Here is a 10,502-nt window from a genome sequence, read left to right as displayed (position 1 = left end):
GAAAAGGAAACCGTCAACGTGCCGGTGTGGGCCGGCGTGGGCGCCATCGTCATCGGCGGTCTGCTGCTCGTCATGGGTGGCAAAAAGGGCTGATGGCCCGGGCATCTGTTTGTTAGCCGATGCCGCGCAAGCCGGTCGTCAAAACGCTCCCTCCCGAACCATCCACCACGCCGCCGGATTGCGCGGCGCGCTGGATGGTTTCGCGTTTGTGGACGCCGTTCGAATTTCAGCGTGAGGTCTGGAGCGCCATCGGCGTTGGCCGCAGCGGCTTGCTGCACGCCACCACCGGTTCGGGCAAGACCTACGCGGTCTGGCTCGGCCTGATCGACCGCCTGCTTCAGTCGCTGCCCGCGCACAAGCCCGCACCGCTCACGGTGCTGTGGATCACACCCATGCGCGCTCTGGCCGCCGACAGCGCGGCGGCCCTGCGCGCGCCGCTGACCGATCTGGCGCCCGGCTGGACGCTGGGCCTGCGCACCGGCGACACCCCCAGCGCGGAGCGCGCCCGGCAAGACCGGCGCTGGCCCACCGTGCTGGTCACCACGCCCGAATCGCTCTCGCTTCTGCTGGCACGCACCCACGCGCCGGAGGAGTTGGCCGGCGTGCGTGCGGTGGTGGTGGACGAGTGGCACGAGCTCATCGGCAGCAAGCGCGGCGTGCAGGTCCAGCTGGCGCTGGCGCGGCTGCGGCGCTGGCAGCCCGGATTGCAGGTGTGGGGCATGAGTGCCACCCTGGGCAACCTGGACGAAGCCCTGCGTGTGCTCTGCGGCCCCGACAACGCGCAACTGGCGCGCGGGCGTGTGGACAAGGCGCTGGCCATCGACACGCTGATCCCGCCCGAGCCGGGTCGCTATTCATGGGCCGGTCACCTCGGCGCGCGCATGCAGGAGCCGGTGGTGCGCGAGCTGGAGACTGCCAGCACCGCGCTGGTGTTCACCAACACCCGCAGCCAGGCCGAGATCTGGTACCAGATGCTGCTGGCCCTGCGGCCCGAGTGGGCCGGGCAGGTCGCCTTGCACCACGGCAGCCTAGACAAGGCTGTTCGGGAGTGGGTGGAGCAGGGTTTGAAGAGCGGCCAGCTCAAGGCCGTGGTGGCCACCTCCTCACTCGACCTGGGGGTCGATTTTTTGCCGGTGGAGCGGGTGCTGCAGATCGGCTCGGCCAAAGGGGTGGCGCGCCTGCTGCAACGCGCCGGGCGCAGCGGCCACGCGCCGGGTCGACCCAGCCGCGTCACGCTGGTGCCCACCAACACGCTCGAGCTCGTGGAGGCTGCGGCCGTGCGCGAAGCGGCCCTGGCCGGGCGGGTGGAGAGCCGGCGCAGCCCCGAACAACCGCTGGACGTGCTGGTGCAGCACCTCGTGACCGTGGCGCTGGGCGGTGGTTTCAAGCCCGACGAATTGTTTGACGAGGTGCGCAGCGCGTTCGCGTACCGCGAGCTCTCGCGCGAGTCGTTTGACTGGGCGCTGGCCTTTTGTGAACGTGGCGGCGAAAGCCTGAACGCCTACCCCGACTACCACCGCATCCAGCCCGATGAAGCCGGCGTGTACCGGGTGCCCGACACGCCGCAAGGCCGCGCCACCGCGCGCCGCCACCGGCTGGGGGTGGGCACCATCGTGAGCGACGCGTCGCTGCAGGTGAAGTACATGAACGGCGGGCGCATCGGATCGATCGAGGAGGGCTTCATCGCTCGCTTGCGCAAGGGCGATTGTTTCGTGTTCGCCGGTCGCCTGCTCGAATTCATCCGTGTGCACGAAATGACGGCCTGGGTGAAAAAGGCCGACAAGACCAAGGGCGCCGTGCCCTCGTGGCAGGGCGGCAAGATGCCGCTGTCCACCGAGCTGGCCGATGCCGTGCTGGTGCAGATGGCCCTGGCGGCCGATGGGCGTTTCGAGTCGCCCGAGATGCAGGCTGCGCGCCCGATGCTGGACACCCAGGCCCGTCTGTCTCGCCTGCCCAGACCGGGGGAACTGCTGGTGGAACACCTGCACTCGCGCGAGGGCCACCATCTCTATCTGTACCCCTTCGCCGGGCGGCACGTGCACCTGGGGCTGGCCAGCCTGCTGGCCTGGCGGCTCGCGCGCGAGCAGCCCAACACCTTCAGCCTGTCGGTGAACGACTACGGCCTGGAGCTGCTGAGCAGCGAGCCCGCCGACCTCACGCGGCTGCTGGACCGCTCGTTGTTCCATGCCGACGATCTGCTGGCGCATGTGATGGCGTCGCTCAATGCAGGTGAGCTGGCCCAGCGGCGCTTTCGCGAGATCGCGCGGGTGGCGGGCCTGGTGTTCAGCGGCTACCCGGGTGCGCCCAAGAGCCTCAAACAGTTGCAGGCTTCCAGCGGACTGTTCTTCGAGGTGTTCCGCAAGTACGACCCGGGCAACCTCTTGCTGGGCCAGGCCGAGCGCGAGGTGTTGTCGCAAGAGCTGGACATCGACCGGTTGCGCACCTGCCTGCAAGGCATGGCCACCCACAGCCTGCACAGCGTGGCGCTGGAACGCCCGAGCCCGATGAGCCTGCCGCTGATGGTGGAGCGGCTGCGCGAGCGCCTGAGCACCGAGCAACTCTCTGCGCGGCTGGACAAGTTGCTGCGCGACATCGACAAGGCGGCCGCATGAAGCGCTGGTGGGCGGGCCTGGGGCTTGCGCTGCTGGCCTTGAGCGCGAGCGCGCAGGAGGCGGAGCACCAGGACGAGGTTTACAGCGCGCGCGTCAGCCGCGTGTTCGACGGCGACACGGTGTGGGTGAAGCCGCTGGCCGGCGGCCAGTACCGCAAGCTGCGCCTGGAGGGCATCGACGCCCCCGAAATCTGCCAGAGCGGTGGCGAAGCTTCGCGCGATGCGTTGGCGAGGCGCCTGCTCAAGCAGGTGGTGGAAGTGCGCGTGCGCGCGCAAGACGACTATGGGCGCGGCGTTGCACGCATCGTTCACCAGGGCGACGATGTGGCGGCCTGGATGGTGTCGGCAGGGCATGCCTGGTCGTACCGTTGGCGGCGCAGCCTGGGGCCGTTCGCGGCGGAGGAAACCACCGCCCGCGAACGCAGGCGGGGCCTGTTCAAGGACGCTGCAGCCGAGTTGCCGCGCGACTTCCGCAAGCGCCACGGGCCGTGCCCGATGCCGCCGCGCGGTTAGTTCAATGGGGGGTGCCGCACACCGCGCACTGCGGGTTTTGCGGCAAGCTGATTTCGTTGAACGCCAGATCGCGTCCATCGAGCATGAGCAGCTTGCCCGTGAGGCGCGAGCCCAGGCCGGTGAGCAGCTTGAGCGCCTCGGCCGCCTGCATGGTGCCCACGATGCCCACCAGCGGTGCGAACACGCCCATGGTCGCGCAGCGGGTTTCTTCCAGATCGGCGGATTCGGGGAACACGCAGGCGTAGCAGGGATTGCCCGGTGTGCGCGCGTCGAACACGCTGAGCTGCCCGTCCATGCGGATCGCCGCACCCGAAACCAGCGGCTTGCGGTGCTCCACGCAGGCCCGGTTGATGGCGTGGCGGGTGGCGAAGTTGTCGGTGCAGTCGAGCACCACGTCGGCCTGCGCGATGAGTTCGCTGAGCAAGGCCTCATCGGCCCGCTGCACGATGGGTGTGACACGCACGTCGGGGTTGATCGCGGCAATCGCCTCCACGATGGATTCGGCTTTGGGATGGCCCACCCGCGCGAGGTTGTGGGCAATCTGGCGCTGCAGGTTGGTCTCGTCCACCACGTCGTGGTCCACCACGGTGATGCGACCCACACCGGCGCTGCCCAGGTACAGCGCCACCGGTGAGCCGAGGCCGCCCGCGCCGATGATGAGCGCGTGCGAGGCCAGCAAGGCCTCCTGGCCTTCAACGCCGAGTTCGTTGAGCAGGATGTGGCGCGAGTAGCGCAGGAGCTGTGCGTCGTCCAAAAGCATCACAGCGGGCTGTTCGGCCCGCTGTGTCCTCAGTTTTCTTTTTTCTCTTCGGTCCGCACGGTCTGGCTCTTGCTGACCATGACCGGACGCCCCTTGAGCTGGTTGAGGGCCTGCACGAGCTGGAAGTCCTTCTCGGTGCCGAACTCGGGCACCAGGCGCTGGCCCGGGTTCTTGCGGGCTTCTTCTTCCAACCGCTTGCGCGCCACTTCACGCTCTTCGCTGCGCGCCTGTTCGGCCGCGCGTGCGGCGTCGGTCATCGGTGTTGCCGCTGCCTTGGGGTCCTTGCCGTTGGTCAGGCTGTTCTGCAGGTCGGCTTCGCGGGTGCGCAGCGCGGCAAACACGTTGCCTTCCAGGGTTTCGTCCACCAGCACATCGGGCACGATGCCTTTGCCCTGGATGGAGGTGCCCAGTGGCGTGTAGTAGCGCGCCGTGGTGAGCTTCAGCCCGGTGTCGGGACCGAGGGGACGCACCGTTTGCACCGAGCCCTTGCCGAAGGTCTGGCTGCCCAGCACGGTGGCCCGTTTGTGGTCTTGCAGGGCGCCGGCGACGATCTCGCTGGCCGAAGCCGACCCTTCGTTGACGATCACCACCAGTGGAACGCGTTTCAACGCGCCTTTGGTGTTGTCGGTCAGGCGTTTGATGGGGTCGTTGCCACCGCGACGCAGGTAGTGCTGCGGGATCGCCTTGTAGATGAACTTGCTGTCTTCGAGCTGGCCGTTGGTGGACACCACGGTCACGTTTTCGGGCAGGAAGGCGGCCGACAGGGCCACGGCCGCATCGAGCAGGCCACCCGGGTCGTTGCGCAGGTCCAGTACCAGGCCCTTGAGGTTGGGCTCGGCCTTGTACAGATCTTCCATCTTCCGGGCGAAATCTTCGATGGTGCGTTCCTGGAACTGCGACACACGCACCCAGGCGTAGCCCGGCTCCACCACGCGCGACTTCACGCTCTGGGTCTTGATCTCTTCGCGGGTGATGGTCACCGGGAAGGTGCGATCCTCGTCCTTGCGGAAGATGGTCAGCAGCACCTTGGTCCTGGGCTCGCCCCGCATGAGTTTGACAGCGTCGTTGATCGACAGACCTTTGACGTTGGTGTCATCGATCTTGGTGATCAGGTCGTTGGTCTTGAGGCCGGCGCGGAACGCGGGCGAGTCCTCGATGGGCGAGACCACCTTGACCAGGCCGTCTTCCATGGTGATCTCGATGCCCACGCCCACGAAACGGCCGCTGGTGCCTTCGCGGAATTCCTTGAACGACTTCTTGTCGAAGTACTGGGAGTGGGGGTCCAGACTGGCCACCATGCCGGAGATGGCTTCGTTGATCAGCTTTTTCTCGTCCACCGGCTCCACATAGTCGGTTTTGACCATGCCGAACACGGCGGCGAGTTGCTGCAGCTCTTCGAGCGGCAAGGGCGCCAGCGTGCCGCGGGCCACCGCTTGCAGCTGCACCGTGGTCAGCGCACCCGCGACCGCACCAATGGCCACCCAGCCTGCAATCTTCAGCTTGTGACTCACCTGTTTTGCCATTGAATTACCCCAGTAAAAATGCCCACGCCGGGCGGCTTGGCCCGATGGCGAACCAATATACACCTATGAGCATGAGCGACCGGTTCGGTTCCCCAATCACCGGCCCCTTGTTCAGGCCTTGCCTTGCGCCGCCACGGCGGCGGCGGCGCGGGCCGCGGCTTCCGCATCGCCCAGGTAGTAACGCTTGATCGGCTTGAGCTCGGCATCGAGCTCGTAGACCAGCGGAATGCCGTTGGGAATGTTGAGGTTGACGATGTCCGTCTCGGAAATGCCGTCGAGGTACTTCACCAGGGCCCGGATGCTGTTGCCGTGAGCCGCCACCACCACGCGTTTGCCGGCCTTGATCGCCGGCGCCATGGCTTCGTTCCAGAACGGGAGAACGCGGGCCACGGTGTCCTTCAGGCATTCGGTGAGCGGGATCTCTTCGGGCTTGAGGCGGTCGTAGCGGCGGTCACCGCGCTCGCTGCGTGGGTCGCCCACTTCCAGCGACGGTGGCGGCGTGTCGTAGCTGCGGCGCCAGACGAGGACCTGGTCGTCGCCGTATTTTTTCGCGGTGTCGGCTTTGTTCAGGCCCTGCAGGGCGCCGTAGTGGCGCTCATTCAGGCGCCAGCTGTGCACCACCGGCAGCCAGGTGCGGTCCATCTCGTCGAGCACATGCCACAGCGTGCGCGTGGCGCGCTTGAGCACGCTGGTGTAGGCGAGGTCGAAGTCGTAGCCCTCGGCCTTGAGCAGGCGGCCGGCGCCCTTGGCTTGCTCCAGGCCGGTGGGGGTGAGGTCCACATCGGTCCAGCCGGTGAAGCGGTTTTCCAGGTTCCAGGTGGATTCGCCGTGGCGAATCAGGACGAGTTTGTACATGGGGGAGGGGGTGGCGTTGGAGGGGAGGGACGGAAAAAACGGGTGCGCGGCCGGGATGTGGCGGCACAGGGCAGCCCGACATTCTAAAATCCCGGGCTTACTCGAAAGGTGTCCTCGTGAGTTTCTTCATCGATAACTGGATTTTGCTGGCCGTGGCGTTCTCGTCGGGCGCCATGTTGCTGTGGCCCATGGTGTCGGCCGGCGCGCGCGCTGGCTCGCTGAACACCACGCAAGCCGTGCAACTGATGAACCGCGACAAGGCGGTGGTGGTGGATGTGAGCGAACCGGCCGAATTCGCCGCCGGTCACGTGATCGGCGCCAAGAACCTGCCGCTGGGCGAACTCGAAGCCAAGCTGCCGGGCGCCGTCAAGAACAAGGCCACCCAGCTCATCCTGGTGTGCGCCAACGGTGCCAAGGCCAACCGGGCCGTGGCCACCGCCAAAAAACTGGGCTATGAAAACGCGCAATCCCTGACGGGTGGCATGGGCGCCTGGCGCGCAGCCAGCCTGCCGGTGCAAAAAGCCTGATCATTTCAGCTTCGTTTTTTTTGCACCGACAGGAAGTTTGCATGGCCAAAGTCAAGATGTTCACCAGCGCTTACTGCCCCTACTGCAGCGCTGCCAAGGCGTTGCTGCAGAGCCACGGCGTGGCCGATCTGGAAGAGGTGTTTGTGGACGGACAGCCCGAATTGCGCGCGCAGATGAAGGCCATCACCGGGCGCACCAGCGTGCCGCAGATCTTCATCGGCGAGCAGCACGTGGGCGGTTGCGATGACCTGCACGCACTCGATGGGCGCGGCGGTCTGGTGCCGATGCTGCAGGCCTGAGTCACGGACCCGTCTTGCCGGGCTGACATAATTCGCCCAGTGCCCGCCGCGGGAACGCTCCCCCGGCGGGTTTGTTTTTTCAACGCATTCTCCGAGACAACACCATGGCAGAAAACCAGGAACCGACCTTCCAGATCCAGCGCGTCTACCTCAAGGAAGCGTCGCTCGAACAGCCCAACTCGCCCGCCATCCTGCTCGAGCAGGAACAGCCCACGGTGGACATCCAGCTCGGCGTGGAAGCCAGCCCGGCGGCCGACGGCGTGTTCGAGGTCTGCGTGACCGCCACCGTGACGACCAAGATCAAGGACAAGACCGTGTTCCTGGTCGAAGCCAAACAAGCCGGCATCTTCGAGATCCGCAACCTGCCGCAGGAGCAGATGGGCCCGATCATGGGCATTGCGTGCCCGCAGATCGTGTACCCGTACCTGCGCAGCAACGTGGCCGACATCATCCAGCGTGGCGGTTTTCCGCCCGTGCACCTGGCGGAGATCAACTTCCAGGCCATGTACGAGCAGCAGCAAGCTCAGGCCGCTGCCGACGCACCCCGCATCGTCACGCAATAAGGCCTTGTCCGGACCGGCCCGATGAACATCGTCGTGCTCGGCGCAGGCGCCTGGGGCACGGCGCTGGCCATCAGCGCCGTCCGCTCGGCAGACGCCCGCCAATGTGTCACGCTGTGGGCACGCGACGCACAGCAGGCGGCCGAACTGCAACAACACCGTGAGAACCGCCGCTACCTGAGCGGAGTGGCGGTTCCTGCAGCGGTTCAGATCGCTACCGGCTCGCTGCACAGTGCCTCGCCCTGGCTCGACGGCGCCGACCTCGTCATCGTCGCCACGCCCATGGCAGGGCTGCGCCACATGCTCACGCTTCTATCCGACCAGCGTGCTCCCGTGGCGTGGCTGTGCAAGGGCTTCGAAGCACCGACAACCCAAGCCACCGGTTTGCTCGGCCACGAAATTCGCGCCCAGGTGGCGCCCAGTTTGAGGGCCGGCGTGTTGAGCGGGCCGAGCTTCGCACTCGAGGTGGCCCGTGGACAACCCACTGCCCTGGTGGCCGCCAGCGACCACGCCGGCGTGCGCGACCTGCTCGTGGCCGCGTTTCACAGCCCCACACTGCGCGTGTACGCCAACGACGACATCGTGGGCGTGGAGGTCGGCGGTGCGGTGAAGAACGTGCTGGCGATCGCCACCGGCCTGTGCGATGGCCTGGGGTTGGGAATGAATGCGCGCGCTGCCCTCATCACCCGCGGCCTGGCCGAGATGACCCGCCTGGGCCTCGCCCTGGGCGCCAGGGCCGAAACCTTCATGGGTCTCTCCGGACTGGGCGACCTGGTGCTCACCGCCACCGGCGACCTCTCGCGCAACCGCAAGGTGGGCCAGTTGCTCGCTCAGGGCATGAACCTCCAACAGGCGGTGGACTCGCTCGGGCACGTGGCCGAGGGTGTTTACAGCGCTCGCACCGTGGCGCAGCGTGCCCGCACATTGGGTGTGGATATGCCCATCACCGACGCGGTGGTGGCCTTGCTGGACGGGGTTCTGCAGCCCGCCCAGGCGGTGGCCCTGCTCATGGGCCGCGACCCCAAGGACGAACTGGTCTGAAAGACCGGGCCTGGTGCCAAGTCAAAAGTCGGTTCAGGTCTGAGCGCAACCCGCCGGGTTGAACACCCGCTCGGTCGACGCCGGGTGGCGTGCCAGCGCGGCCGCCGGCCGGCGCGGGCGGCGCACCAGTTCGCCGCCGCAGTTCGGGCAGATGTGGTTCAGCTTCGTTTCAACGCAGTCCTTGCAGAAGGTGCATTCGAAGGTGCAGATGCGCGCGTCGAGCGATTCGTTGGGCAGGTCGCGGTTGCAGCACTCGCAGTTGGGGCGCAGCTGGAGCATGGCGGGACCTCCGGTGATCAGATTTCGAAGTTGTCGATCAGACGCGTTTTGCCCAGGCGTGCCGCACCCAGCACCACCATCGGATCGCCGGCCAGTGGTGCCTGCAGATCGGCGCGGCGCCGCACGGTCAAATAATCGGGCTGCCAGCCTCGTGCGGCCAGGTCTCTCATGGCGCGCTCCTCCAGCGCGGGGAGTTGGCGCACCAGACCGTCGGCAGCGGCGATCGCATCTCGACCCAGCGCGCGCAGCGCGAGGGAGAGCTGCACCGCCTCGGCACGTTCGGCCTCGCTCAGATACCCGTTGCGCGAACTCAGGGCCAGGCCGTCGGGGGCGCGCTGGGTGTTGCCGCTGACGATGGTGATGGGCAAGGCAAACTGATTGACCATGCGCCGGATCACCATTTGCTGCTGGTAATCCTTCTGTCCAAAAACGGCGAAACGTTCACCCTTGGCTTCGGACAACACGCACTGGAACAGTTTCATCACCACGGTGCACACACCGGTGAAGAATCCGGGGCGGAAATGGCCCTCGAGGATGTCGGCCAGCTCAGTGGGCGGCTGTACCTTGAAACCTTGGGGCTCGGGGTACATCTCCATTTCGGACGGTGCAAACACCACGTCACAACCCGCGGCAGCGAGCTGGTCGCAATCGGCCTGCAAGGTGCGTGGGTAGGTGTCGAAGTCTTCGTGCGGCGCGAACTGCAGCCGGTTGACGAAGATGCTGGCCACCGTCACGTCGCCCAGCGGTTTCGCGGTGCGAACCAGATCCAGATGACCCGCGTGCAGGTTGCCCATGGTGGGCACCAGGGCTGGGCTGTTGAAAGGTCGCAGCGAGGCGCGAAGCTCTTCGATGGTGTGAACGAGTTTCATGGTCACCAGGCGTGCAGCGCATCGTCGGGGAAGGTCCCGTTTTTGACGGCTGCCACGTAGGCGGCCATGGCGTCGCGCACGCTGCCGGCGCCTTCCATGAAGTTGCGCACGAACTTGGGGTTCTTGCCGAGGTTGACGCCCAGCATGTCGTGCATCACCAGCACCTGGCCGGCCGTGCCCTGGCCCGCGCCGATGCCGATGGTGTGGCAGGTCGGGAGCTGGCGCGTGATCTCGGCCGACAAGGCCGCGGGCACCATTTCCAGCACCACCATGGTGGCGCCAGCGTCCTGCAGTTCGAGGGCGTGCCGCTTGAGCACGAGCGCGGCCGCGTCGCCGCGACCTTGCACGCGGTAGCCGCCGAGTGCGTGCACTGTCTGGGGTGTCAAACCCAGGTGCGCGCACACCGGGATGCCGCGCTCGACCAGGAAGCGCACGGTGTCGGCCGTCCAGCCGCCGCCTTCGAGCTTGACCATGTGCGCGCCGGCGTGCACCAGCTGGGCGGCGCTGCGCATGGCCTGTTCTTTCGATTCGTGGTAGCTGCCAAACGGCAGGTCACCCAGCAACCAGGCGGTGGCCTGCACGCGGCGCAAACCCCGCGCCACGCTCTCCACGTGGTAGGCCATGGTCTCCAGCGTCACGCCGGCGGTGCTGGCCAGGCCCTGGCA

12 protein-coding genes are annotated in these 10,502 nt (G+C 66.8%); 6 read left to right on the top strand and 6 right to left on the bottom strand.

All coding sequences use genetic code 11. From position 1 onward, the window contains the following. The first annotated feature begins 194 nt into the window (after nt 1-194). On the top strand, nt 195-2,612 hold the full coding sequence (locus Q1W68_RS07465) for a ligase-associated DNA damage response DEXH box helicase (protein ID WP_300716014.1): 2,418 nt from the start codon (nt 195-197) through the stop codon (nt 2,610-2,612). Further along, nucleotides 2,609-3,124: a thermonuclease family protein gene (locus Q1W68_RS07460; protein WP_300716013.1), complete on the top strand. Its 516-nt coding sequence runs from the start codon at nt 2,609-2,611 to the stop codon at nt 3,122-3,124. The genes Q1W68_RS07465 and Q1W68_RS07460 overlap by 4 nt, the downstream gene beginning before the upstream one ends. Nucleotide 3,125: 1 nt before the next feature. Here Q1W68_RS07460 and Q1W68_RS07455 read toward each other — a convergent pair whose 3' ends face one another. The 3 genes from Q1W68_RS07455 to gpmA form a co-directional block, all read right to left on the bottom strand. Then, nucleotides 3,126-3,878, bottom strand: coding sequence for a HesA/MoeB/ThiF family protein (locus Q1W68_RS07455; RefSeq protein WP_300716015.1), 753 nt, complete (start codon nt 3,876-3,878; stop codon nt 3,126-3,128). Nucleotides 3,879-3,913: 35 nt separating this feature from the next. Then, nucleotides 3,914-5,395 (bottom strand): S41 family peptidase, encoded by a 1,482-nt coding sequence (locus Q1W68_RS07450; protein WP_300652895.1) that lies wholly within the window; start codon nt 5,393-5,395, stop codon nt 3,914-3,916. Between the two features lie 123 nt (nt 5,396-5,518). After that, nucleotides 5,519-6,262: a 2,3-diphosphoglycerate-dependent phosphoglycerate mutase gene (gene gpmA, locus Q1W68_RS07445; RefSeq protein WP_300652893.1), complete on the bottom strand. Its 744-nt coding sequence runs from the start codon at nt 6,260-6,262 to the stop codon at nt 5,519-5,521. Between the two features lie 116 nt (nt 6,263-6,378). Between gpmA and Q1W68_RS07440 the strand changes: the two genes are divergently transcribed. From Q1W68_RS07440 to Q1W68_RS07425, 4 genes are all read left to right on the top strand, one after another. After that, on the top strand, nt 6,379-6,789 hold the full coding sequence (locus Q1W68_RS07440; protein WP_300652890.1) for a rhodanese-like domain-containing protein: 411 nt from the start codon (nt 6,379-6,381) through the stop codon (nt 6,787-6,789). 41 nt (nt 6,790-6,830) lie between these two features. Continuing rightward, nucleotides 6,831-7,088 carry a glutaredoxin 3 gene (grxC, locus tag Q1W68_RS07435; protein ID WP_300652888.1) on the top strand — a complete coding sequence of 86 codons (258 nt, stop codon included), beginning with the start codon at nt 6,831-6,833 and terminating at the stop codon, nt 7,086-7,088. A 104-nt stretch (nt 7,089-7,192) separates the two neighbouring features. Beyond that, entirely contained in the window at nt 7,193-7,651 is a 459-nt protein-coding gene (secB, locus tag Q1W68_RS07430) for a protein-export chaperone SecB (RefSeq protein WP_069045548.1), read from the top strand. 21 nt (nt 7,652-7,672) lie between these two features. Further along, entirely contained in the window at nt 7,673-8,689 is a 1,017-nt protein-coding gene (locus tag Q1W68_RS07425; RefSeq protein WP_300650450.1) for an NAD(P)H-dependent glycerol-3-phosphate dehydrogenase, read from the top strand. A 33-nt stretch (nt 8,690-8,722) separates the two neighbouring features. Here the strand turns inward: Q1W68_RS07425 and Q1W68_RS07420 are convergent, their stop codons facing one another. The 3 genes from Q1W68_RS07420 to panB all read right to left on the bottom strand — a co-directional run. Continuing rightward, a complete protein-coding gene (locus Q1W68_RS07420; protein WP_300650452.1) occupies nt 8,723-8,968 on the bottom strand; it encodes a DUF1272 domain-containing protein in 246 nt (81 codons plus the stop codon). Nucleotides 8,969-8,985: 17 nt separating this feature from the next. Further along, the gene (gene panC, locus Q1W68_RS07415; RefSeq protein ID WP_300650455.1) at nt 8,986-9,837 is read right to left on the bottom strand and encodes a pantoate--beta-alanine ligase; all 852 of its coding nucleotides are present in this window, start codon (nt 9,835-9,837) and stop codon (nt 8,986-8,988) included. 2 nt (nt 9,838-9,839) lie between these two features. Further along, on the bottom strand, nt 9,840-10,502 hold a 663-nt coding region (gene panB, locus Q1W68_RS07410; protein WP_300716010.1), incomplete at its 5' end, for a 3-methyl-2-oxobutanoate hydroxymethyltransferase.

Origin of the sequence: Hydrogenophaga sp., from assembly GCF_030158645.1 — a bacterium.
GTDB lineage: Bacteria > Pseudomonadota > Gammaproteobacteria > Burkholderiales > Burkholderiaceae_C > Hydrogenophaga.
Note: the sequence above shows the minus strand (reverse complement) of the source record. Positions and strands in the feature narration are given on the sequence as shown.

What these genes read in the sequence shown, in the direction of transcription:
- Q1W68_RS07465 (WP_300716014.1), top strand. Translation starts at nt 195, where the DNA reads ATGGTTTCGCGTTTGTGGACGCCGTTCGAATTTCAGCGTGAGGTCTGG.
- Q1W68_RS07460 (WP_300716013.1), top strand. Translation starts at nt 2,609, where the DNA reads ATGAAGCGCTGGTGGGCGGGCCTGGGGCTTGCGCTGCTGGCCTTGAGC.
- gpmA (WP_300652893.1), bottom strand. Translation starts at nt 6,262, where the DNA reads ATGTACAAACTCGTCCTGATTCGCCACGGCGAATCCACCTGGAACCTG.
- grxC (WP_300652888.1), top strand. Translation starts at nt 6,831, where the DNA reads ATGGCCAAAGTCAAGATGTTCACCAGCGCTTACTGCCCCTACTGCAGC.
- secB (WP_069045548.1), top strand. Translation starts at nt 7,193, where the DNA reads ATGGCAGAAAACCAGGAACCGACCTTCCAGATCCAGCGCGTCTACCTC.
- Q1W68_RS07425 (WP_300650450.1), top strand. Translation starts at nt 7,673, where the DNA reads ATGAACATCGTCGTGCTCGGCGCAGGCGCCTGGGGCACGGCGCTGGCC.
- Q1W68_RS07420 (WP_300650452.1), bottom strand. Translation starts at nt 8,968, where the DNA reads ATGCTCCAGCTGCGCCCCAACTGCGAGTGCTGCAACCGCGACCTGCCC.
- panC (WP_300650455.1), bottom strand. Translation starts at nt 9,837, where the DNA reads ATGAAACTCGTTCACACCATCGAAGAGCTTCGCGCCTCGCTGCGACCT.